The following is a 23,022-nucleotide window of genomic DNA, read 5'->3' on the forward strand; positions in this document are numbered from 1 at the left end:
AGCCGAGGTTGATTAAATCAATCTCGGCTTTTTAATGCCTATAATGCCTATGTAATTAATAGGCTTAATTTGTTTCTGCGCGCTGGCGTAATACTTCAAATAAACAAATACCGGTTGCAACCGATACATTTAAACTTGAAACCGTGCCCGCCATTGGAATTTTAACGAGTACATCACAGTGCTCACGCGTTAAACGGCGCATACCCTCGCCTTCAGCTCCCATCACAATCGCCATTGGGCCTGTTAAGCTGGCATCAAATACGTGTGTGTCGGTTTCACCGGCTGTGCCTACAACCCATACACCTGCGTCTTTTATTTCACGTAATGTACGTGCAAGGTTAGTAACCTGAATAAGCGGTACCGTTTCTGCTGCGCCACAGGCCACTTTACGTGCCGTGCCATTAAGCTTTGCTGACTTGTCTTTAGGAACTATCACGGCATGAACACCGGCAGCATCGGCGCTACGTAAGCAGGCACCTAAATTATGCGGATCGGTAATGCCATCAAGTACCAGTAAAAACGGGGTGTCTTCGCGTTCAATGATCTCATCAAGATCTTTCTCGTTAAACACACGTGCCGCTTTCACGTTGGCGATAATGCCTTGATGTTGTTCATCTTTCGCTTTGTTATCAAGCGCTTTTCGTTGCATAAACTGTACTGAAATACCAAACTGACGCGCTTGCTCAATCACCGGCGATAAACGCTTATCATCACGTCCTTTAAGGGCGTATATTTCTATAAAACGCTCTGGCTCTTTTGCCAAAATTGCTTCAACAGAGTGAAAGCCAAAAATTAATTCATTACTCACGAATTGTTTGCTCCTGGGCTACTACGTTTACGGGCATTTTTACCTGGTCTTTTAGGCTTTTTGACCGCTTTCTTTTTGGTTTTTTTCTTAGCGGTGGTGTCATCCGCTTTTACTTTTGATTTGCTCGCTGATTTGCCTTTTGCGGCAGGCTTTTTACCCGCCTTTGGCTTTTTGTCATCACTTGCTGACTTTTTACCCGGGATTTTACCGGCTTTAAGTTGCGAGCGAACGCTCGCTGGAGCATTTTTTTTAGGTGCACGACGACGCGCATAACGATCTTGAGCAACATCGCCTTTAAGCGTTAAGTTTATACGACGATCATCTAAGCTTACCGAGGCAACCTGCACAGTGACTTTGTCGCCTAAACGATAAACCGTATGTGTGTGCTCACCCACCAAACAATGTTTAGCTGCATCATGCTGGAAATATTCATCACCTAAATTAGTAACATGAATTAATCCATCAATTTGTAAGTCGTCTAAACGAATAAATAAACCAAAATTAGTAACCGATGAAATAACCCCGTTAAACTCCATGCCTACATGATCTTGCATGTATTCACATTTTAACCAATCGGCTACTTCACGGGTGGCATCATCTGCGCGGCGCTCAGTGGTAGAACACTGCTCACCAAGTTGATCGACTTCATCATCGCTATAAGCGTATTCACCAGAGGTTTGCTGCCCTTGTGCTTTTAATACTGCTTTAATTGCACGATGCACCACTAAATCTGGGTAACGGCGAATTGGCGAGGTAAAGTGCGCGTAAGCCGATAATGCTAAACCAAAGTGACCTATGTTATCTGGCTGATAAACCGCTTGTTTCATTGAGCGCAGCAGCATAGTTTGAATAAGTTCAGCCTCTGGACGGTCACCTAAACGAGCCAATACATGAGTAATTTCTTTCGGGGTTGGTTCATCACTTAGCGTGCTTTCAATCCCCAGCTCAGTTAAAAACTGAGTAAAGTTACCCAGCTTTTCGCTATCGGGCTCATCATGTACTCGATACAGTGCGCTGGCTTCGTGTTTTTCAAGTAACTTAGCCGCCGAAACATTGGCTAAAATCATACATTCTTCAATGAGCTTGTGCGCATCGTTACGAATAACCGGCACAATTGATTCTATTTTACGCTGTGCGTTAAATACAAAGCGAGTTTCGAGTGTTTCAAACTCAATGGCACCACGCTCTTGGCGCGCTGCTTTTAATGCCATGTACATTTGCTGCAAATCAGTTAAATGCGGCACTACAGCTGCGTATTCTTTACGTAACTTTTCATCGTTTTGTAAAATGGCATTTACTTTGGTGTAAGTTAAACGTGCATGTGAGTTCATCACCGCTTCGTAAAACTTATAACCTGAGAGCTTACCCTCTTGCGATACGGTCATTTCTGCAACCATACACAAGCGATCAACCTCAGGGTTAAGCGAGCACAAACCGTTAGATAATACTTTTGGTAGCATTGGAATAACTTGCTCAGGGAAATACACTGAGTTACCGCGCTCTATCGCTTCTTTGTTAAGCGGCGTGTTCATACCTACATAATGTGATACATCGGCAATGGCTACCCATAAGCGCCAGCCACCCGACTTTTTAGGCTCACAGTATACGGCATCATCAAAATCACGAGCGTCTTCGCCATCTATGGTCACAAGCGGTAAGCCGCGTAAATCAACTCGACCTTGTTTATCGGCTTCTTCAACAAATTCACCTAAGTGGGCAACTTGTTGTTCAACCTCTTCAGGCCATACGTGTGGAATATCGTGATTACGCAGCGCAACTTCAATTTCCATACCCGGCGCTAAATGCTCGCCCAGTACGTCGATAACTTTACCTACCGCATTCATATTACGGCTTGGATTTTGGGTTATTTGCACTTGCACCATTTGGTTATGACGCGCGCCTTTTTCGTTACCCGGTAGAATAATAATGTCTTGGGTAATGCGCGGATCTTCAGCCACAACAACGGCAATACCATGCTCAACAAAATAACGCCCTACAATGGGTGCGCGCTCGTTAGTGAGTACTTTGATGATGCGTGCGTCGCATTTTGAGCCTGAGCCGCGTTTAGTGCCTTTGGCAAGAACGATGTCACCGTGTAGCACCATATTCATTTGATGCTTGGCAATAAACCAATCTTTGCTCTCGCCTTCAACTTCTAAAAAGCCAAAACCGTCTCTGTGACCGACTACTTTGCCTTTGGTTAAACCGGCTTCGTCAATCAGGGCATAACATTTAAATTTATTAAAATACAGCTGCCCATCACGCTCCATGGCGCGAAGTCGGCGCTTAAATGCTATTTGTCGTTCTTCATCGTTGACTGCGAGTTCTTCACATAGTTGTGCGTAATTAGCAGGTTTGGAACGCTCTTGCAGGTGAGTAAGTATAAACTCACGACTAGGGACTGGGTTTTCGTACTTTTCTTGTTCTCGACTGAGATTTGGATCTTGGTTTGACATTCACTATCTTGTTAGTTGGTTATGTAAGTATTTTAACTCATATACTCGCAATGAGACAGGTAAAAGCCATTAAACTTTTAATAAAGCGTTATTACCTTTTGCATTTTGTGAAAATATAACTAAATAACGCTTAACATGTACTTAATTTAAGAGCTTAAAAGTGAGTAAAATAGCAGTGCTGATGTTTACTCACTTTTATATAAACAGCTTACTTTTGCTGTAGTTTCTTCCACAATAGCGTGCTGATGTGTTCAATAAAAGCCGCATCTTGTGCAGCCATAACATCGAGTATTGGTTTGTTCATTTGGCTTTTATTTTGAGAGTATATCCAGCGATTTTTATTAAAGCTTTGCGCAAACTCTAACACACCCGTTTGCAAGGCTTGCTCATCAGCAAAGGTGGCCTCTACTACGTTATGTTGTAATAATTTTTGCGCATCAACGCGCTCACCGGTCATGGCTAAACGATTAAAAAATTGTGGATTAATCGCTTTATTAATAATAGGAAACATAGACGGTACAAACGGCACTAATACATCGACTTCGGGGAAACAAAAGAAGCCTTTGTCTGATTTCATAAATCTAAAATCACAGGCACATGCCAACACCGAACCATTACCATAAGTGTGGCCGTTTAGCGCGGCAATAATAGGCATAGGAAAAGTTACAATACGTTTAAACAAGGCACCTATCGAGTTCATAAAATCGGCAATTATTTGTGGTGTGTTGTCAGGGTTTGCCATCCACTGTAGATCAATGCCTAACGACCAACTTTTATCGCTACTTGAGGTTAGCACCACCGCTTTAATATGCTCGTTAGCCTCAATCGTATCTAGGTGTTGATTAAACTCGTTTATAAAGGTTGGATTGTGGCGGTTTTCTGCTGTATTCATAGTAAGGATAGCCGTGCTTCCTTGCGTGGTAATTTCTATTAATGCTGTCATTAGACCCTCATTTAGTGCTTTTAGCTGCGCTTTTAGCACTTTTCATTACTTTTATAATTATAAATAGAATAGTAATACGTTGTATAAAATTTATAAAGCGTCTATTTTTGTAACCATTAAAGGAGCGAGAGCTTAAGCCATAGCGTTTAAGTATTCGCGCAATTACAACCACCCTTTTTGTCGGGCTATACGTGCTGCATCAATTCGGTTTGTGGCATTGAGTTTAGCAATTGCATCGGATAAATAATTACGCGTTGTACCTTCACTTATATAAAGTTGTTTTGCTATTTCGCTGGTTTTTAAGCCATCACTTGCAAGTTTTAACGCTTTGCGTTCTTTATCTGTGAGTGGATCGGTATCGTCTAATGCGTTAATTGCCAGCTCTGGGGCAATAACCTTTTGCCCTTGCATTACTTTTTTAAGCGCATTGATTAGCTCTTCGCTTGGCGCTTCTTTTAAAATAAAACCTTTAACACCCGCACTTAAAGAACGCCTAATATAACCGGCTCGCGAAAAGGTGGTCATAATTACCATGTTAATTGCAGGGTGCTTAGCGGCTATTTGTTCACTAAGCTCAATACCATTCATGCTTGGCATCTCTATGTCTGTTAAAACAATATCTGGGTGTAAGTCTTCACTAAGCGCGTTGATTTCATTTAACGCATCTTGGCCATTACTTGCTTGACCAATCACCTCAATATTGAAATCAAGGCTTAATAAGGCTGCAACTGCGTCGCGAACCAGCGCTTGGTCTTCAACTAAATATACTCTGATCATTTTAAATCCTCAGCACTCAGTGGCAGCACAACAGTTAAAGTAAATGTGTCGCCACAGGTAAATGTTGCATTGCCATTTAATTGCTCAGCCCGCTCTTTAATGCCATTTAAACCATTACCTGCTTTTAATGTAGTGCATGGCGCATTATCAATAACGTTGATAACTAATTGCTGCTTTGTTTGCTCTATATTGATAGAACCGTTTTTTGTACTGCTATGGCGTAATAAATTAGTAACCGACTCTTTAATAATAAGGCTCGCAATGCCCTCTACTTTAACGGGTAAGATCGCTAAATTAACGTTAAACTTTATTTTAAAACCTTGCTCTTTGAGTGTTTGTTTTAGCTGTGTTATTTGGCTATTTAAGTTGAGTTGCTTTAAATCGCTTACCGCGCTTCTTACATCACTAAGCAATTGCCTTGCAAGGTCTGCTACTTGTGCAATTTCGTTATTGGCCTGATCGTATCGCTCGCCTTGATTTAGTTTATTCGCAAGCTCAGCTTTTAAAGCTATTGATGACAATGAATGACCTAAAATATCGTGTAAATCTCGGGCTATGCGCTCACGCTCAGCAATGGCTGCTAGTTGCTCTAATTGCTTTGCGCTTTCTTGCTCACGAATTTTATGTAAATGCTCTCTTTTTGCCGCTATACCATAGCTAAATAGGGCCGCACATAAAATTAAAGCCACCGCTAAAAAGTACTCAAGCTTAGCTATGTCACCCACATAGGAGCTTAGCAAAACAGTTAAAATTATCGCTAATGCGGCATAAACTCTTTGATAATTGCTATATGTATAGCCCGCTACATAAGCTATAAAGCCAAATAAGGTTGGTGTACCAGCGCTATAAAAAGTGGCACTAAAACACACCAGTAACATAGCGATAACTAACTTAGTTACTCCCCCATTTTTGCAATTTATTGCTTTTACATATAACAATATAAACGCAATATAAAAGGCTAAAGACAAGGTGATTTGATGAGCCGTAAAGTTAGCAAAATCAATGATCATCGGGAGTAAATAAAAACCGGTAAAAACTAAATGACCATATTTCCAAAAATCTTTATCGCTTTGCTGAGAAAACCTGTTAACCGAGCTCATACCAATACCTCTGGCCTATTATTTTTATTTATAGCACTCTTTTTATTAATAAATACAAATAACATAAAAATGCATACGAACATAAAACAATCGACATAAGTGATAGTAAAACTTAGTGTTTCTAAAAAATCGCTAATGCTTAAGCTTGTTAAAATTAAAGAATTCATAACACCCTCCAATATAAGTAAGGTAACTATGCCAGTGGGTAAAATAGATAAGAGTGTGAAGTGTCATTAACTTGGCTGACATTTGTCATGAAATAGAAAAATTCATCTTCTGAGTGTAAAAGCAATGCTAATATAGCCAAAAAAAGTGACCAGGAAATTTAATGCAGTCCCAACAACAAAGCTTAATTTACTTACACATTGCCGTACTTTTATTTGGCGGTACCGCCTTATTCGCAAAGCTAATTGGTTTAAATGCATTAGATATTACCGCTTATCGCGCGGCTATCGCTGGGCTGGCAATTTGTGTGCTACTAACTTTGCAAAAAAAACCAATTAAGCTGCATCGCGCTAAAGATTATGTGATTGCCATTTTATTAGGCGTTGCCGTAGGTATTCACTGGGTAACCTATTTTGCAGGCATGCAATTGGCGGGAATTACCGTGGGCATGTTAGCCTTTTTTACCTATCCCGTGATCACGGTATTTTTAGAACCACTATTTAATAAAGGTAAGCCCAAAACAAAAGATATAATAAGTGCTGTGGTGGTGATTTTTGGCATTTATTTATTGATCCCTAACGTTAATTTAGGCGATGACATCACTTTAGGTGTTGTGACGGGCGTGGTATCAGCATTATTTTTTGCTCTTCGTAATATTACTCATAAACGCTACTTTAGCGAGTATGGTGGACCGCAAACCATGTTTTATCAAACCTTAGTGGCAAGCCTGATGCTGTGTGCTTTTATTGAAGTGCCCATAACAGAAATTAATGATACTGATTTAATATTGCTGCTTATTGCCGGTGTCGTGTTTACTGCGATGCCGCATTCGTTATTTGCAGCGAGTTTAAAACATTTATCAGCAGCGACCGCTGGATTGATTTCTTGCTTACAGCCCCTTTATGGCACAATACTGGCTATAATTATTCTGCACGAACGCCCCTCAGTGATGACCCTGATTGGTGGCGCACTGATTGTTAGTGCTGCGTGCTTTGAAACTTGGTCAATTTCACGGAAAAAGCAGCCATGAAAATATTTGCACATAGAGGCGCAAGCACACACTTTCCTGAAAATACGCAAAGCGCCATTATAGCGGCGTTAAAAGCGAATGTAGATGGCATTGAGGTTGATGTACAAAGCGCGCTTGATGATTACGTTATTATTCATGATACCTACCTCGATAGAACCACTAATGGCAAAGGCAAAGTGTGCGACTTTAGTGCCCAGCAAATTAAACAGTTTGATGCAGGAAATGGCGAACAAGTCCCTACTTTGCAGCAATTAATAGACTGGAATAATAACCAAACCTTACTCAATTTAGAGCTAAAGCATACCTTTGAACTTGAAAAGTTTGCAACCGTGCTTGAAAGCAACATTGCGAACAAAAAAATAACCGCAGACAATATTTTAGTTTCATCATTTAATCATCATCAACTACACTGGCTAAAGAGCCGTTTACCGTGGCTTAAAATTGGCGCACTTACTGCATCAATTCCATTGCAGTATGCAAAGTTTGCACAAGACTTACAGGCCTACAGCATTCATATTGACAAAAACTTTATGAACAAACCGTTTGTAGACGATGCCAAAATGCGCGGTTTACAAGTATTTGCTTACACCGTAGATGAAGTCGAAGATATTAAACTGATGCTTGCCTGTGGTGTTGATGGTATTTTTACTAACGACCCTGAACGAACTAAGCATTATTTAGCGCAATTAAATGAACTATAACTAATTATTTAATTGCCATTTATGCTATAAAAACAATAATTTAGTAGGTCACTATTTAATGAGTAGCTACATGCGTATTTATAATTTTTTAGAACAAACACTGTTTTATACTTTAACCCGAAAAATAGTTGGGAATTTAAGTTTTGTTTTTTTATTTCAAGCCATTACTTTGTTTTGGTTGCACAGTAGCTTAACCGAAAACCAGCAAAGCACTGGCTTATTTTGGGCACTTGCGCTACTTATTATTGCAGGCTTTATTTTTACTATTTTTTATATGCGCTTTTTAATTGTGCGCCCGGTAAAAGCAATGCGCGATACGCTCATTAATATTAATCAACAAGATGCGAATTTAGCAGCCAAATTACCCCATTTCACGTTTGATGAATTTAGAGACTTAAGTGAGCAATACAATCAATTTACTACCCATTTAAATAGTTTATTAAGCACTACCTATACCAGCGCCCAAGAGAGTGTGCTGAGTAACAGCCAAGTAACGCAATCAATGCAGCACACAGAGCAGCTAAGCGAACAGCAAATTAATTTAAGCCACACCATTATTAATGCCAGTAACCAAATTACCCAAAGCCTGCAGGCTATAGTAAGCAACACTGATAGCGTACATCAGGTCAATAATGAACACCTTAATTTTGTAAAGCTCTCTGCTGGTGAGCTATCAAAACTAGTTGAGCAGGTAAGACTTATTAATGAAATGCTGGGTAGTTTTTCTAAAACGATTGCGGGCTTGAAAGAGAACAGCGAAAACATTCGCAGTATTTTAAAAATGGTTGAAGAGTTTTCGGATCAAACTAACTTATTAGCACTAAATGCAGCCATAGAAGCGGCACGCGCTGGTGAAGCGGGGCGAGGTTTTGCCGTGGTTGCCGATGAAGTTCGTACCCTATCGGTTAAAGTAAGTGATGCAACCCGCCAAATTAGTGATTTTATTACCCAAATGAATGAGCTCGTTAATGAAACGAATAAAGAGTCAGAGCAATTAATAAACCACTCAAATAATGCGCAAACATCAATTAACACCACCTCTGATGGGTTTGGTAAAATGCTCAATGAGTTTGAACTTAATCAACAACAATTGCAGCAAATAGCCAATGCCGTACACTTGCTCGAAGATACCCAAAACCAAACGCATGAATCGGTTGAGCAAATTGTGGCGCTAGGCGAACAAGCCAAGCAACAAATAGATACAGCACTGCATGATTCTGAACAATCACAAAAGCTAAGCCAACAAACCCAACAACAGTTAAAACGCTTTGTAGATTAGGCAATAACAATTTCACCCAAGCCGCGATTATGCTAAATTAAGCGGCTTGTCATTTAACTGTGTGAAGTATGTGAGCGACGTAAAACCAAACTATGAACAGCTAGCCCAGCAAATAAAATTATGGGGCCAACAACTTGGCTTTAGTGAAGTGGGCATTACTGACATTGATTTAACTAAGCATGAAGCACAGCTTCAGCGTTGGCTTGATGCAGGGTATCATGGTTCAATGGATTACATGGCTGCACATGGAATGAAACGCGCCCGCCCTAGCGAGCTAGTCCCTGGCACGCAACGAGTTATTTCAGTAAAAATGAATTACCTGCCGCCAGATTCAGGCTTTGCCAAAAACCTTAAAAATAACGAGAAAGCCTATATCAGCCGCTATGCGCTTGGCCGTGACTATCACAAATTAATGCGTAATCGGCTCAAGCAATTAGGTAAAAAAATTGAACAGCAGGTAGGTGACTATGGCTTTAGGCCTTTTGTTGATTCAGCGCCAGTGCTTGAGCGTCAATTAGCTGAAAAAGCAGGGCTTGGCTGGCGAGGTAAACATTCTTTATTAATCAATAAAGAGGCTGGTTCTTGGTTTTTTTTAGGCGAGTTATTTGTAGATTTACCACTGCCTATTGATGATGAAAACACGTTTGAAGGTTGTGGTAAATGTGTTGCCTGTATAACCCTTTGCCCTACCGGCGCTATTGTAGAACCTTATGTGGTAGATGCACGTAAATGCATATCGTATTTAACCATAGAGCATCAAGGGGCTATTCCAGAGCAATACCGAACCTTAATGGGTAACCGCATTTATGGTTGCGATGATTGCCAGTTAGTGTGCCCATGGAATCGCTATGGACAAATTACCGACGAGCAAGACTTCCACCCCCGTACACAATTAAAAAATAAAGACTTACTCGCGTTATTTGCCTGGGATGAAACTACCTTTTTAACAAATACCGAGGGCAGCCCTATTCGGCGCATTGGCCATGAGCGTTGGTTACGAAATATAGCGGTTGGCTTAGGCAACGCAGATTTTAGCCCAGCGATTATTCATGCACTTGAAGATAAACGCAAAACGGTCAGTGACATGGTGAATGAGCACATAGAATGGGCACTTACCCAGCAACATGATAAACAAAGACAAAAGCTGCGCAAAACAGCACGGCTAATACGGATTGTTGAAAAAGGCCTACCCAGAGACGCATAAGCCTATTGCCTAAAAAACGCGACATAATGTCGCTGATACAAGCTATCTGCCTAATCGTAGCGACGAGTTTAGCCCGCGCCTCGCAGCCCGTAACCCGCATCTTTAACCTTTAACCTTTAACCTTTAACCTTTAACCTTTAACCTTTAACCTTTAACCTTTAACCTTTCAACAATAAAGCAAGATCTTGCTCTATTTCTGCAAAGGCTTTTTTAACTTGATCTACTGACTCCTGACGTGCAACCGAGTTTTGTATGGTTTCGTCTACTTTTTTATAAATAAAAATTTCTTGGTCTTCATCCAATCCCATAGTTGGGATCCGCTCTTCGAGTTCTTCTTGTAAATGCTTAAATACTTTTTCATTATTAATACGACTGTCGTTCAACATCCCAATTAAACGATGAAACTTACTATGCACAGTACCGGCAACTTTATTTAACCGCTCCTGCTGCGATACCAGCATCTGCTTAGTGGTAATGGCTCGTAATTGTTGCTCGGTTACACTTACAATAAAGCAAATATGATCACGTATGCGTCCGTGCTTTTGCTCGTCATGCTCTGGCATATTTAAAATCAGTAAACTCACAAGCTCGTAGTTCACCAAAATGCGATGAGAAAACTCATGCAGTCGTCCTTTGCTTTTAAGCATTTCAAATAACTCAATTACAATTGGAGAACACACCCCATTGAGCGCAAAGTGCGACTTAGTATCGTTACATCTAAATTCAATATTACTTTGTAGGCCAAATGCCTGTAAGCATTCTACTAATGCTTTTCCTAGCTCTTGTACATCGTTAATAAAACCAATATTTTCAATGTAATTTACTATCTGACCCATTTCGCTGCTATTTGCCATAGCATTAAAGGCGGTAGAGGTCGCTTCTTTTACTTGCTTTTCAAGCTGTTGTTTTTCTATTAAGACTTGATTTAGTTTATTCAGTTTTTGCTTTAATTCGTCGTGCCCAAACGGTTTTACAATATAGTCTTCCGCGCCTACTGAATAACCTTCCATGCGCTCCTCAACCGTACCTCTTGCAGATACAAACATCACGATGATGTCATGGGTATTGGGGTTAGCTTTAAGCTCTTTACATACTTCATAACCATTCATTTTTGGCATACTTACATCAAGTAATATAACTTGAGGCATATACTCTTCAACCATACTTAAGCATTCAGGGCCGCTTGAAGCTAGCTTAAGTTCAAAATCAAGATCCTCTAATATTTCTTCAATTATTTCGAGGTTAAATGGTTCATCGTCGACTGCAAGAATTTTAGTTAAAGCCATAATTTTTCATCCATATAAATTAAAACAATTCGATTGTTAGCCGCTATTTTTCACTAATTGCTCATCAGCTAGGTATTCATCTAAGTTTATTTCTAAAGGAACTTGTATCGAAATTGTTGTTCCACCAAGGCTGTTATTGCATGCTTTAATACTGCCTTGATGCAATGAAACAAACTCACGACACAAGGTAAGACCCAACCCGGTTCCACCTGCACCACTATTCGTTTTACTGCTTTGCTCAAATTTATTAAAAACCGTTTCAAGTTCCTCTTCAGGTATTCCTATACCGCTATCTATCACTGCAATGTTTGCATTGTCATCGTCTCTTTGCATTACAACTTCAACAGTACTGTGCTCTTCACTAAATTTGAGTGCATTACTCAATACATTTCTCAAAACCTGATTTATTTGCTCTTCATCGCACTGTGCAACAATCGGCGCGTTATCAGAGCTAAAAACAATATTTATATCTTTTTCAATAGCAATACCGGCAACATCATCAATACTGGTTTTAACAATAGTCGCTAAATCATAAGCCCGTGGGTTGAATGGAAATTTACCAACATCTAATTTAGAAAGGTCGAGTAAATTATTAAGTAACGATAGTAGTCTTTGCCCACTTGATTCAATACGAGTTAAATACTTCAAAAGTTTATCTTTGCTAAAATCACCCTCTTGTAACTTGCTAATACCAAAACGTGAAAAGCTCAATATAGAGTGCATAGGGGTTCTTAGCTCATGCGACATATTTGCCAAAAACTCTGATTTACTTAGATTAGCCGCTTCGGCAATATTTTTCGCATGCTCAAGCTGTGAAGTACGTGCCCTTACTTGCTCTTCTAAAAGATCTTTGGCTTCCAACAGTAGATCTTCTTTTTGTTTTAAATGGCTAACATTTTTAAAAATAACCGCTAACGCTATTTCGCCATGATGGTCTATTTCATTAAATGATCCAACTAGCGGAATTTTACTTCCGTCTTTATTTACAATGTGTAAGTCACAACTAAACTGACGATTACTGTTTAATGTAGAGATTTTATCTTTTATTGCCTGCACCGAGTCATCATCTAAAAAATGAAATAACGAGTGAGCAATGAGCTTTTTAAACTTTAAATTAAATAATTTTAAGCAGGCATCATTGGCCTCGACTATCTTGCCTTTGCGTTCAAATAATAAAATAGGATCGGGGGTATTTTTAAAAATGACCTGCAGTAGGCTGTCTTTTTCAATCAGCACATCAACTGTTTCTTGTAATCTTTCTACTAGCTCAGCATTGTGACGTTTTAGCAGCTCGGTTTGCCATAATTTATGTACAGCCTGTAGTAACACATTGTCATTTAAAGGCTTGATTAAAACATCTTCAACACCTTGGCGAATGGCTTCTAACATAGATTGTTCAGGGCGTGAGGTTACTAACAAGCAACGACTATGCGGTTGTATTTTTTTTAAACTCGAAAATATCTCTAAACCAGAACCCGGTTGTAAGCTAAAGTCACTGATTAAAATATCAATACTCCTGAGCTTGGCAATATTAATTGCTTCATCATGGTTTGTTGCGGTGTATACCTCAATATGAGCGCCATAAAGGCTACTTTTGAGTGACTCTAATCGCTCATTAACATGGTCAACGAGTAAAATTGTCGGTAGTTTAAAAATGTGATCTGGACCTATCTCTAATAAGGCCTCAATTAAAGACGTTATTTCTTTATTGGAAAAGAAGGGGTAGATAATGGTGGCATTGGGTATCAAGTCATTTAATTTGGAAAATGCGCTAAGCAACTCCCCTGATTCTGCTTTTGGCGCTAATAACAAAAATGATTGATAAGTCGCTTTTTCAACAACTATCGATACAACATCGGTTGGCACGCCTTGAGAAAATACCAACAAGTCATAAATGTCTATGTCTGTATTTTCATCAAACATAGCAAAGTGGACTAATTCAACTTGGCAGCCAATTAGTTCTAATAACACTTTTAAGCGCATAGCAATCATGCTACTGCTATCAATAATAAGTATTTTTCTCGCCATTTAGACACACTTTAAAGAGTTAATTAAACACCTTTTCAGCATAGTCTAGAATTTTTGGTTTAGCATAATCACCTACGTAAAAGTGAATTTTGCTGCCTTTTGTTATGGTACTAGGTTAAATGCTTACCAAAAATAGTCAGGCTGTACAGCTGATTGTCCATTCTTGCTACGTTAGGCAGCTCTCCCCATACTGCAAAATCAAAATGCTTAAATAATTTAATGCTCGGTTCGTTGTGACTAAAAATAAACCCAAGTAATACTTCTATATTAAGCTGCTTGGCTTGTTGTTGTGCAAATTGCATCAGCTTTTTACCCAACCCTTTTCCTTGGGCTGCTGCCGTAATGTAAATGCTTAACTCAACGGTGCCATCGTAAGCTGGGCGACCATAAAACGATTTATAACTAAGCCACGCTAATACTTGGTTGTTCTCACAGAAAACAAAAATAGGGCGTTGAGCAGTATGGCTATCAAACCAAGGTTGTTTATCAGCGACGGTCACCTCTTCGGTATCGGCGGTGACCATTCGACTAGGGATAGTTTCATTGTAAATAGCAACAATGGCAGTTAAATCATCAGGTTTTGCTAAACGTATAGTCATAGAAAATAAAGTAAAATTGATCAGTTTAGCCTATAGTAGCGTATGATAAGTTACATAAATACTCTAAAAACGCACTTAAGGTAATAGCATGATAAAAAAAATAATACTTGGTTTAACCCTCGCGTTAAGTTGTGTTTCGCTAAATACATATGCCGCAGACTCGCCCCCCCCTTCATTAGATGCAAACACCTGCAATGACTTCACGAATGTTTCACTTAGAAAGTTGCGCTCAACTGAAACCATTAACTTATGCGATTTTAAAAACCAGCCTCTTTTAATTGTTAACACTGCGAGTAACTGCGGTTTTACGCCGCAATTTGAAGGTTTAGAAGCGCTTTATAATAAATACAAAGACGAAGGCTTGGTGGTATTAGGCTTTCCATCAGATGATTTTTTTCAAGAAGAGAATGATGAAAAAGATACCGCAAAAGTGTGTTATGTAAATTATGGTGTTACCTTCCCTATGCTGGCCACCAGCGCAGTACGTGGTAGTGACGCAAACCCTATTTTTAAGCATTTAAACGCTCAAACCAGTTCACCAAACTGGAACTTTTATAAATACGTGGTATCGGCCGATCGCAAAACTATTACGCGCTTTAACAGCCGCGTAGCACCGGATTCAGCAAAACTAGAAAGCGCAATCAAAAGTGCATTTTAACTTTGTGTTTTCAGTTTAACCTTACTAAGATGTTGCTATCAAATTTAAAAAACTAAACTTACAGGTAGGAGAACTTATGGCAGTTGCAAGTGCAAGGCACATACTCGTAGACAGTGAAGCACAATGTTTAGACCTTAAAGATAAAATTGAGCAAGGTGAAGACTTTGCAGAACTCGCTAAACTGCACTCTAATTGTCCATCAGGTCAAGATGGTGGTGCATTAGGTGAGTTTGGCCCAGGTATGATGGTGCCTGAATTTGACAAGGTGGTATTTTCAGCGCCGCTAAATCAAGTACAAGGCCCTGTACAAACACAGTTTGGTTACCATTTATTAGAAGTAACCAGCCGCTCAGAGTAAGTAAATCGATTTATTAATAAAGCCGCATCAGCGGCTTTTTATTTATGTGGAGTTGGCAAAAGCCCCATTATGCAACTATTTGGCTCTATTCCTTTCCCTTATGTTCGCCGTATTAGAATCTGGGCACAACAAAACAATTGTGCGCTTGAATTTATTAATCTCGATATTTTTTCTAAAGACGATCAGCCGTTGGTGGTCACAAAAAATCCAGCAGCCAAAATCCCTATATTGGTCGATGACACGCTTACCCTAAGTGATTCAAATACCATACTGCGTTATTTACTTGAAAAAACTAAGCAACCCCCACTTACATGGCCTCAAGAGCATTTTTTAATTAGGGCCTGTTGATCTTTCAAGGTTAAATTTACAGCAGTCTGTTTGGTATTTAGGCAAGGCAGAGCCTATGTGGTGTGGTTATTCCCCATAAATAGGCGATAACGTAGCATTAATGCCAAACAGGCGCTGCCCGAAGGGTTCTGCCTAGGGGCGATTAACTCTTTGTTGCCTACATGGATGTAGGTAAGGGGCGTGAGCAGGACGCGGAAGCTTTGCTCGGTTTTGACTTAGCCCACTAGGTTACAAACCTCGCGCCGCGATTAAATCGCCCCTAGTTTGAACAAATTTTAATCCGTAAAGGTCAACAGGCCCTAGCATCAATGCCTGCAATGATTCATTCGTTGAATTACTGTTATGCCAACGTTCTGGATTTGACACGCAAGCTGATAAACTATTTTTAATCTGCAAAATGAGCGAGTTGCGCAAACATTACACTATTTAAATGATCATTTATGCGATGATGAATTTAAAAGCTGTGAATGCCTCAACATCAGTTTATACTGCTTACTTGATTGGATATGCTTTCGTGAACTCACTGATTTTAGCGCGCAGCCGCAATTAGTTAAGTTTCATGAGGCGTTTAGTCAGCGTCAAGCGGCTAAAAATACCAACCCTCGACTTAAATTTTAAAAGGTGGATACATGAGCGATATCGAAATTGAATCACAACTAGTTAGCTTTGTAGAAAAAGTACGTGTTAGTGAGCAGATCTGGGCACTGGGTGCCGATGATGGTGGCTTTGTTGTATGTGAGTCAAATCAGTTTGACGACACCGATGTACTTTTACTGTGGGAATCACAAGACGCAGCACAAGCACAATGTAAAGAAGAGTGGCAAGACTACAGTCCAGTAGAAATCAACCTAGATGAATTCTTAGATGATTGGGTTGAAGACCTAAAATCTGATGATGCATTAGTGGGTTTAAATTGGAATGACGATCAGGTGTGTGTAGAAATTGAACCGGTTGGTTTAGCTCGCGCGCTAAGCGAATAAGTTTTAGGCGTTAGTTCGCTGACATTATCCCAACTAACAGCAACGGTTAGTTGGGGTATAAAAATAATAAAAACTGTCAAGGTAATACGTTGAAAACCCATCTTGGTCGTCGTCCATTTTCAGCTATGGAGCTGCATACGCTCTATAACGGATATATTTATAGTGATACACGGCTTGCCCGCGAACAAGCTAAACACTGGCATTTCTGGCTGCCCTTAATTGCTTATTACAGTGGCGCTTACAGTGATGAAATTGGCTGCTTAACCCTTGATGACCTAATACTTAAAAATAATATTCTCTGTTTTAGTTTTCATACCCACGGTAAAATTAAGCCACGTTTAGTGCCTGTTCATCACGCCCTTATTAGCGCTGGGTTTAATGACTATTTAGCTTATGTAAAAGCACAAAATCACTCCCGTTTAATGTTCGATCTTCCTGCTAAAACAGGGCGCTATAGCGAAAAAGTGCGCATATGGTTTTCGGGAGAAGGTGAACGCGCGGGGTATTTGCAAAAATGTGCAATTCCTTCGGTGGATCAACTCGGTATGAAAACCGCCATTAGTAGCTTACGGCTTAACTTTGAACAACAGATTCGTATTTATGCCCTGCAAGCAGGCAACAAAGACTGCTTTAATTATTTAATGGGCTTTAATGATTACCCTCATGATAACTTTAACGATATAGCCTTGTTAAATAAGGTGCTACAACAGATCCGGGTTATCAATTCCCACATTCATTGGCAGCGGTTTTTAGCCCGAGATAGCCACTGACAAACTTTGTTACTCTTTTCCTTAGCGATCTGCGCTTACTCTAGTAAAAAAAGCTGTTAGGATGAAGTGCCGTCTATATGACTGTTTCTAACAACAAAAAATCTAGGGATAACTATGTTTTTAAAAAGCCTCTTAACCGTGAGCGTTGCGCTTGCGATGAATGCTGCTCACGCTAACGAATTCGTCATTGAAAAACTCGCAAAGCCAAGTTCACAAAAAGTCGCTTTAACGCTCGACCCAAGTCAGGATACCTTTACAGGAATGACCGAGATCAGCTTAGAAGTGCTCAAACCAACACACTACATTGAGCTCAATGGTGTTGATTATGCAACTAAAATGGTGCAACTACTAGGTGAGCAAAACTGTAATTTAAACAGCGAAATGCTTAAAACAGGTAAAGTTAAATTTAGCTGTGAAGAGCAAATTCAGCCAGGTAAATACACCTTAAAAATAGATTTTTCAGCGCCTTATAACCGCCAGAGTGTGGGGTTATATAAAACCCTAGATCAAGGCGTTCCGTACTTGTTCACGCAATTTGAAATGAGTGATGCGCGCCGTGCATTTCCGGTGTTTGACGAACCAAGCTATAAAATTCCGTTTCAGTTAACCATTACCGCCCCCACCTCACAAAAAGTGTATTCAAATACACCTGAGCTAAAAACGACGGTGAATGGCGATATGACCACCCATTACTTTGATAAAACGCCACCAATTCCATCTTACTTAGTGGCTATGGCTGTAGGTCCATTTGAAGAGCTAGAAATTAAAGGCATGCCTATTCCTGGGCGTGTGATCACCCCACAAGGTAAAATTCATTTAGCGCAATATGCAAAAGAGAACATGCCTAAAGTACTGGGCGCACTTGAAGACTACTTTGGTATTCCTTATGTATATAAAAAGCTAGATTCAGTGGCTGTTCCTGAATTTCCGTTTGGCGCTATGGAAAACTCAGGCTTAGTGACTTACCGCGAAGATATTCTTCTGGTTGATTTAGAAGCTGCAACGCGTAGTAAAAAACAACGTAATGTCTCTATTATTGCCCATGAATTAGCTCACCAATGGTACGGTAACTTAGTGACTATGAAGTGGTGGAACGACTTATGGTTAAACGAGGCGTTTGCAAGCTGGATGGCGGCAAAAATTACTAAGCAGCTTAATCCTGAGTTTGAATCACACCTAGATTTACCACAAAACAACGTAATGGCGTTAGATGCACGTTTAAGCACTAAGCCAATTCGTAAACCAATTAAAACCGAAGCCGATATTATGGATGGTTTAGGCCTTGCCTACAGCAAAGGCAGCTCAGTACTGGCGATGGTTGAAAACTGGATTGGCGAAGAGGCATTTCAAGCTGGTATTCAGAACTACTTAAAAGAATTCTCCTATAAAAATGCAGAAGCTGCCGATTTATGGGAAGCACTTGGTAAGGCTTCAAATAAAGATGTAGCGAGCGTTTTAAAATCGTTTATTGAACAGTCGTCATTCCCGCTAATTAACGTTAAGCAGCAAGGTAAGAGCATTACGATTTCGCAAAGTCGTTTTGCCAATGCCGGTGTTGAAGCCCCTGCTCAACTGTGGAATGTACCGGTTGCGATTAAATATGGTGCTGGCGATAAAGTACAAACAGCCAATGTATTATTAAATAAACAAAGCCAAACGCTAGCATTAGACTTTGAACCAGAGTGGATTTATCCAGATCAAGGCGCGCTGGGTTATTACCGCTGGGTAATGGATGATACGCAATTTAATGCGCTAATAGATAATGCAGCTACGGTATTAAACGACCGTGAACGCTTAGCCCTATTATCGGCAACAGATGCCCTACTTGATGCCGGTGTCATTTCAGCGGCTAAATTAATGCAAACGCTTGAAGTATTTGCCAGCGATAGTCATCCGCGTGTTGCTAACACTGCTTTAGGTTATTTAGCGTCACAGCAGCGTACTTTTAAAGACGATAGCAATAAAGATTTATGGCCTACGTTTATTCAAAATGCGGTGATGCCTGCCGCTAAAAAATATGGCCTAGAAGCAAAAATGGGCGAAGATGGCGCAGTAGCTCAACTTCGTGCCGCGGTGGTATCACGCTTAGGGTTTGATGGTGAAGATAAAAATGTGATCAATAAAGCCAAACAGCAAACACAAGCTTACTTAAACGATCCACAAAAGGTAGACCCTTATTTAGCAGGTACTTATTTACGTCTTGCGGCTTTTCATGGGGATAAGGCGTTGCTAGATCAGTTTATGACAACCTTTAAAACCACCAAAGATCCACAAGTGCGTACCAATATGCTGGCAGCAATGGGTTACTTTGGTAAACCTGAACTACAAAAAGCGGTACTGGCGTATAGCTTAACAGACGAAGTAACGGCTTCTGATATGCGTACTATTTTATCGGGTCAAAGTTACACCGATGAACGCCAAGCACTGTTTATTGATTGGATTTATAACAACTACGATAAAGTAACAGCAAGCTTGCCACCATTTTTTGTGCCAAACTTACCTTACTTTACTACCGCCAGCTGTGACGCTGACAGTTTAGCTACAACGCAAAGTTTCTTTGACGCTAAACTGGAAGCTGTACCCGGTTATGCGCGTACATTAAGTAAACTTGCAGAGAGCACCAATGACTGTATTGCACTTAAAAACCGTGAACTGAAATCAGTCAATAGCTTTTTAAATAGTAAATAAGTTAAAGTTTAAAGGATGGCGGGCTGCGGGCGACGAGTAACGGGCCGAAAACCTCAAACTCGGGCTAATGGCTGATGTTTTCTCATTTACTTCTCATTGTCTTCTCTTTGTGTAATAAGATCTTAAAAAATTTATTCACAAAGAGGTTAAGAGGCGCTGCGCTTTTAGAGGTAGTAATTAAAGACAAAGGTTAAAGGTTAAAGATTTTATCTTGCACCTTTTGCCTTTAGCCCTGCACCACTCTATTAACCGCCAATAATCATCGTTAGCTTTGCTATAAACTCTTTTGCCGCTTGTTCAGAGTTAATTTTAAAAGCGACACCATAATGAATAGGCTGCGTACTTTTATAAATACGGGTAGGAAAACGGGTCATTTCACTGCTATGAAAATAGCCTTGAGTACGCACAACCCCATCAATATCAGTAAAGTCATCGCTAAACACTTCAAATGCAGGTCGGATCACAATTTTACCTTTACCTGCTTCCGTATGGGTATAAAACGCCTCTTTAGAGTTTACTAGCATATACTCAGCTATGTTTTTTATTTTAAAGTTACTTCTACACTCTAGTTTGATCAGCTGCTCGGTTAACTCGTCTGCACTAAATGCCACGTGACTTTCCTTTTTATTTAATAGGGGGTTAGGGTCTGTTGACCTTTCAGAGTTAAATTTGCAGCAGTCTGTTTGGTATTTAGCCAAGGTAAAGCATATGTAATGTGGTTATTCCCCATAAATAGACGATAACGCAGCATCAATGCCAAACAGGCACTGCCCTTCGGGTTCTGCCTAGGGGCGATTTACTCTTTGTTACTCAGTTTTGACTTAGCCCACTAGGTTACAAACCTCGCGCCGCGATTAAACCGCCCCTAGTTTGAACAAATTGTAATCCGCAAAGGTCAACAGACCCTAGACTAACTCATGCATGAGTGAAAGTCCGAAATTTATTTATTCACTACACACAAAAGCTAATTGCTGATTTTTATAACTCAACCGGCTTATTTCAGTATCGCAATATTGGCTTAAATCAAGCCACTGCGATATAGCAGAGCCGCGTGTTAATTTACGCTGGTAAACACGGTTTTTAATTGCGTAAGCAATGGTATTTTCATCTTTTAAGATGAAGTCTTGTACTTGGTTTGGCAGTCTAAGTATATCGGTAACTTGCTTAGTTTGTGGATCAAAACGCGCTAAGTGATGCTGCCCGTGTTTACTATGGCTAAATAAAAACTCAGCCTGCGCTTTATTATAAATAAGCGTGCGACCAATATCGCTTGCTACCACCTCACCTTTTGCCGCAGCAACCGAGGTATATTGCAAAGTGTGTGGTTCGCCTAAAATAAACATCACTAAATCGTTGTTACTTCCCCAAGCGTGATAGCCTACAGGTTCAATCCAATCAAAAATACGACTTGCAGCCAACTCGGGTGCCAACGGATATTGCCATAGCTTTTGTTTACCATCGTCTTCAACGACAATCGCCGATAAGTGCTGCCCATCCGGTGTTAAAGTGGGCGAGTATTCACTTTGTGGCGTATTAGTGACCATAGACGTTTGTTTTGATGATAAGCTGTAAAGCGCAATATCTGTTTGACTCTGGTCATTACTGATTATTTCTCGAGTATAGTATAGGCCGGTGTCGGTTAAATAGGGTTGATTGTTATAGCTCGTTTTATCACTAACAATGCTTACACGTATACCATGTGGAGTATTTAAATCGGCGAGCAAAATTTGGCTTTTAGGCATACTTGCCTGAGCAATATCTAGCGTTAAAGCATTTATAGCTATAAGCCCTAACAACGGTTTAATCAGTTTCATGCTTTCTCTCGTTTTAATTTTAAGCACCTCATGATAACGTTATTTACTGATGACGTCACTTGACCTAAGTCAGTCAACTCTTTATAACTAACGGGTCATAAAAAAGAGAACAAACATGTCAGCTAAACACCCTATTATTGCAATCACCGGTTCATCTGGAGCGGGCACAACAACCACCACTAACGCCGTGAAGCATATTTTCCGTAGCCTTGATATCAATGCGGCATTTATCGAAGGTGATAGCTTTCATCGTTATACACGTCCTGAAATGGACAAAAAAATTCGTGAAGCACAGCAAGAAAGTAAACACATTAGCTATTTTGGCCGAGAAGCTAACGACTTTGGCGCCTTAGAAGACTTATTTACTAAATACGGTGAAACCGGCGAAGGAAAACTTCGTCGTTATTTACACACCTTTGATGAAGCCGTGCCTTATAACCAGTTACCTGGGACATTTACCCCATGGCAAGAGCTTGAGCAAAATACAGATCTGATGTTTTACGAGGGTCTACATGGCGGTGTAGTTGATGAAGATCATGATGTTGCTAAACATGTTGATTTACTCATAGGCATGGTGCCTATTATTAACCTTGAATGGATCCAAAAGCTCATTCGCGACACCTCAGAACGCGGCCATTCTCGTGAAAAAGTCATGGATTCTATTGTGCGCAGTATGGATGACTACATTAATCATATAACGCCGCAATTTTCTCGTACCCATATTAACTTTCAGCGAGTCCCCACCGTTGATACTTCCAACCCATTTAGCGCGAAAGATATCCCCTCCCTTGATGAAAGCTTTGTTGTAATTCGCTTTAGAGGGATTGATGATGTTGATTTTCCGTATTATTTGCGGATGATTGAAGGCAGTTTTATGTCGCGTATAAACACCTTAGTGGTGCCTGGTGGTAAAATGGGTCTCGCGATGGAACTGGTGCTCACGCCTCTGATAAAAGATATTATTTTGAAAAAACGCGCCTTAGCAAAGTTAGCCCCGCCTGAAATTCCTATTTAGACTCTTTTTTGTGAA

Annotated in this window: 20 protein-coding genes and 2 pseudogenes; 12 read left to right on the forward strand and 10 right to left on the reverse strand. The window is 40.1% G+C overall.

Annotated features, from left to right (window positions below; all coding sequences use genetic code 11):
- Window positions 1-64: 64 nt before the first annotated feature.
- The 5 genes from rlmB to QL986_RS11280 form a co-directional block, all read right to left on the reverse strand.
- Window positions 65-808, reverse strand: a complete 744-nt coding sequence (gene rlmB / locus QL986_RS11260; RefSeq protein ID WP_008112440.1) for a 23S rRNA (guanosine(2251)-2'-O)-methyltransferase RlmB — start codon at window positions 806-808, stop codon at window positions 65-67.
- The gene (gene rnr / locus QL986_RS11265; RefSeq protein ID WP_028834423.1) at window positions 805-3,264 is read right to left on the reverse strand and encodes a ribonuclease R; all 2,460 of its coding nucleotides are present in this window, start codon (window positions 3,262-3,264) and stop codon (window positions 805-807) included. Before rnr ends, rlmB begins: the two co-directional genes overlap by 4 nt.
- A 208-nt stretch (window positions 3,265-3,472) precedes the next feature.
- Entirely contained in the window at window positions 3,473-4,207 is a 735-nt protein-coding gene (locus QL986_RS11270) for an enoyl-CoA hydratase/isomerase family protein (RefSeq protein ID WP_290191540.1), read from the reverse strand.
- A gap of 162 nt (window positions 4,208-4,369) precedes the next feature.
- A complete protein-coding gene (locus QL986_RS11275) occupies window positions 4,370-4,984 on the reverse strand; it encodes a response regulator transcription factor (protein WP_290191541.1) in 615 nt (204 codons plus the stop codon).
- The gene (locus tag QL986_RS11280) at window positions 4,981-6,084 is read right to left on the reverse strand and encodes a sensor histidine kinase (protein ID WP_290191542.1); all 1,104 of its coding nucleotides are present in this window, start codon (window positions 6,082-6,084) and stop codon (window positions 4,981-4,983) included. Before QL986_RS11280 ends, QL986_RS11275 begins: the two co-directional genes overlap by 4 nt.
- A 328-nt stretch (window positions 6,085-6,412) precedes the next feature.
- On the opposite strand from QL986_RS11280, the gene QL986_RS11285 reads away from it, so the two are divergent.
- The 4 genes from QL986_RS11285 to queG all read left to right on the forward strand — a co-directional run bounded on the left by QL986_RS11285 (window position 6,413) and on the right by queG (window position 10,463).
- A complete protein-coding gene (locus QL986_RS11285; RefSeq protein ID WP_290191543.1) occupies window positions 6,413-7,279 on the forward strand; it encodes a DMT family transporter in 867 nt (288 codons plus the stop codon).
- Complete coding sequence (locus QL986_RS11290; RefSeq protein ID WP_024601219.1) at window positions 7,276-7,980, forward strand: glycerophosphodiester phosphodiesterase family protein; 705 nt, start codon at window positions 7,276-7,278, stop codon at window positions 7,978-7,980. The genes QL986_RS11285 and QL986_RS11290 overlap by 4 nt, the downstream gene beginning before the upstream one ends.
- Window positions 7,981-8,038: 58 nt before the next feature.
- On the forward strand, window positions 8,039-9,259 hold the full coding sequence (locus QL986_RS11295) for a methyl-accepting chemotaxis protein (RefSeq protein ID WP_290191544.1): 1,221 nt from the start codon (window positions 8,039-8,041) through the stop codon (window positions 9,257-9,259).
- A 70-nt stretch (window positions 9,260-9,329) separates the two neighbouring features.
- Window positions 9,330-10,463: a tRNA epoxyqueuosine(34) reductase QueG gene (queG, locus tag QL986_RS11300; RefSeq protein ID WP_033104344.1), complete on the forward strand. Its 1,134-nt coding sequence runs from the start codon at window positions 9,330-9,332 to the stop codon at window positions 10,461-10,463.
- 158 nt (window positions 10,464-10,621) lie between these two features.
- Here queG and QL986_RS11305 read toward each other — a convergent pair whose 3' ends face one another.
- The 3 genes from QL986_RS11305 to QL986_RS11315 all read right to left on the reverse strand — a co-directional run bounded on the left by QL986_RS11305 (window position 10,622) and on the right by QL986_RS11315 (window position 14,376).
- The gene (locus QL986_RS11305) at window positions 10,622-11,749 is read right to left on the reverse strand and encodes a response regulator (RefSeq protein ID WP_090494711.1); all 1,128 of its coding nucleotides are present in this window, start codon (window positions 11,747-11,749) and stop codon (window positions 10,622-10,624) included.
- A 36-nt stretch (window positions 11,750-11,785) separates the two neighbouring features.
- Window positions 11,786-13,777 carry an ATP-binding protein gene (locus QL986_RS11310; RefSeq protein WP_013464076.1) on the reverse strand — a complete coding sequence of 664 codons (1,992 nt, stop codon included), beginning with the start codon at window positions 13,775-13,777 and terminating at the stop codon, window positions 11,786-11,788.
- Window positions 13,778-13,887: 110 nt separating this feature from the next.
- Window positions 13,888-14,376, reverse strand: a complete 489-nt coding sequence (locus QL986_RS11315) for a GNAT family N-acetyltransferase (protein ID WP_290191545.1) — start codon at window positions 14,374-14,376, stop codon at window positions 13,888-13,890.
- A gap of 88 nt (window positions 14,377-14,464) precedes the next feature.
- Here QL986_RS11315 and QL986_RS11320 point away from each other — a divergent pair, with 88 nt between their 5' ends.
- The 7 genes and pseudogenes from QL986_RS11320 to QL986_RS11350 all read left to right on the forward strand — a co-directional run bounded on the left by QL986_RS11320 (window position 14,465) and on the right by QL986_RS11350 (window position 20,178).
- Complete coding sequence (locus QL986_RS11320) at window positions 14,465-15,034, forward strand: glutathione peroxidase (protein WP_013464074.1); 570 nt, start codon at window positions 14,465-14,467, stop codon at window positions 15,032-15,034.
- Window positions 15,035-15,110: 76 nt separating this feature from the next.
- Window positions 15,111-15,392 carry a peptidylprolyl isomerase gene (locus QL986_RS11325; protein WP_008114778.1) on the forward strand — a complete coding sequence of 94 codons (282 nt, stop codon included), beginning with the start codon at window positions 15,111-15,113 and terminating at the stop codon, window positions 15,390-15,392.
- Between the two features lie 69 nt (window positions 15,393-15,461).
- Window positions 15,462-15,737: pseudogene (locus tag QL986_RS11330) on the forward strand (glutathione S-transferase family protein); the annotation flags it as partial.
- Between the two features lie 304 nt (window positions 15,738-16,041).
- Window positions 16,042-16,358: pseudogene (locus QL986_RS11335) on the forward strand (glutathione S-transferase family protein); the annotation flags it as partial.
- 11 nt (window positions 16,359-16,369) lie between these two features.
- Window positions 16,370-16,720, forward strand: a complete 351-nt coding sequence (locus QL986_RS11340) for a DUF2750 domain-containing protein (protein WP_013464070.1) — start codon at window positions 16,370-16,372, stop codon at window positions 16,718-16,720.
- An 89-nt stretch (window positions 16,721-16,809) separates the two neighbouring features.
- On the forward strand, window positions 16,810-17,490 hold the full coding sequence (locus tag QL986_RS11345) for a hypothetical protein (protein ID WP_013464069.1): 681 nt from the start codon (window positions 16,810-16,812) through the stop codon (window positions 17,488-17,490).
- Window positions 17,491-17,604: 114 nt separating this feature from the next.
- On the forward strand, window positions 17,605-20,178 hold the full coding sequence (locus QL986_RS11350; protein WP_290191547.1) for a M1 family metallopeptidase: 2,574 nt from the start codon (window positions 17,605-17,607) through the stop codon (window positions 20,176-20,178).
- A gap of 245 nt (window positions 20,179-20,423) precedes the next feature.
- On the opposite strand, the gene QL986_RS11355 is transcribed toward QL986_RS11350, so the two are convergent.
- Together QL986_RS11355 and QL986_RS11360 are read right to left on the reverse strand one after the other, a co-directional pair.
- The gene (locus tag QL986_RS11355) at window positions 20,424-20,789 is read right to left on the reverse strand and encodes a hypothetical protein (protein ID WP_290191548.1); all 366 of its coding nucleotides are present in this window, start codon (window positions 20,787-20,789) and stop codon (window positions 20,424-20,426) included.
- Window positions 20,790-21,122: 333 nt separating this feature from the next.
- Complete coding sequence (locus QL986_RS11360; protein ID WP_290191549.1) at window positions 21,123-21,992, reverse strand: hypothetical protein; 870 nt, start codon at window positions 21,990-21,992, stop codon at window positions 21,123-21,125.
- A 115-nt stretch (window positions 21,993-22,107) separates the two neighbouring features.
- On the opposite strand from QL986_RS11360, the gene QL986_RS11365 reads away from it, so the two are divergent.
- Window positions 22,108-23,007 (forward strand): phosphoribulokinase, encoded by a 900-nt coding sequence (locus QL986_RS11365; protein WP_008114793.1) that lies wholly within the window; start codon window positions 22,108-22,110, stop codon window positions 23,005-23,007.
- Window positions 23,008-23,022 lie beyond the last annotated feature (15 nt).

It is taken from the genome of Pseudoalteromonas sp. APC 3250, from assembly GCF_030407915.1.
Lineage (GTDB): Bacteria > Pseudomonadota > Gammaproteobacteria > Enterobacterales > Alteromonadaceae > Pseudoalteromonas > Pseudoalteromonas tetraodonis.

What these genes read in the sequence shown, in the direction of transcription:
- QL986_RS11290 (WP_024601219.1), top strand. Translation starts at nt 7,276, where the DNA reads ATGAAAATATTTGCACATAGAGGCGCAAGCACACACTTTCCTGAAAAT.
- QL986_RS11295 (WP_290191544.1), top strand. Translation starts at nt 8,039, where the DNA reads ATGAGTAGCTACATGCGTATTTATAATTTTTTAGAACAAACACTGTTT.
- QL986_RS11305 (WP_090494711.1), bottom strand. Translation starts at nt 11,749, where the DNA reads ATGGCTTTAACTAAAATTCTTGCAGTCGACGATGAACCATTTAACCTC.
- QL986_RS11310 (WP_013464076.1), bottom strand. Translation starts at nt 13,777, where the DNA reads ATGGCGAGAAAAATACTTATTATTGATAGCAGTAGCATGATTGCTATG.
- rnr (WP_028834423.1), bottom strand. Translation starts at nt 3,264, where the DNA reads ATGTCAAACCAAGATCCAAATCTCAGTCGAGAACAAGAAAAGTACGAA.
- QL986_RS11270 (WP_290191540.1), bottom strand. Translation starts at nt 4,207, where the DNA reads ATGACAGCATTAATAGAAATTACCACGCAAGGAAGCACGGCTATCCTT.
- QL986_RS11360 (WP_290191549.1), bottom strand. Translation starts at nt 21,992, where the DNA reads ATGAAACTGATTAAACCGTTGTTAGGGCTTATAGCTATAAATGCTTTA.
- QL986_RS11325 (WP_008114778.1), top strand. Translation starts at nt 15,111, where the DNA reads ATGGCAGTTGCAAGTGCAAGGCACATACTCGTAGACAGTGAAGCACAA.
- QL986_RS11340 (WP_013464070.1), top strand. Translation starts at nt 16,370, where the DNA reads ATGAGCGATATCGAAATTGAATCACAACTAGTTAGCTTTGTAGAAAAA.
- QL986_RS11315 (WP_290191545.1), bottom strand. Translation starts at nt 14,376, where the DNA reads ATGACTATACGTTTAGCAAAACCTGATGATTTAACTGCCATTGTTGCT.
- QL986_RS11350 (WP_290191547.1), top strand. Translation starts at nt 17,605, where the DNA reads ATGTTTTTAAAAAGCCTCTTAACCGTGAGCGTTGCGCTTGCGATGAAT.
- QL986_RS11275 (WP_290191541.1), bottom strand. Translation starts at nt 4,984, where the DNA reads ATGATCAGAGTATATTTAGTTGAAGACCAAGCGCTGGTTCGCGACGCA.
- QL986_RS11365 (WP_008114793.1), top strand. Translation starts at nt 22,108, where the DNA reads ATGTCAGCTAAACACCCTATTATTGCAATCACCGGTTCATCTGGAGCG.
- QL986_RS11320 (WP_013464074.1), top strand. Translation starts at nt 14,465, where the DNA reads ATGATAAAAAAAATAATACTTGGTTTAACCCTCGCGTTAAGTTGTGTT.
- QL986_RS11280 (WP_290191542.1), bottom strand. Translation starts at nt 6,084, where the DNA reads ATGAGCTCGGTTAACAGGTTTTCTCAGCAAAGCGATAAAGATTTTTGG.
- QL986_RS11285 (WP_290191543.1), top strand. Translation starts at nt 6,413, where the DNA reads ATGCAGTCCCAACAACAAAGCTTAATTTACTTACACATTGCCGTACTT.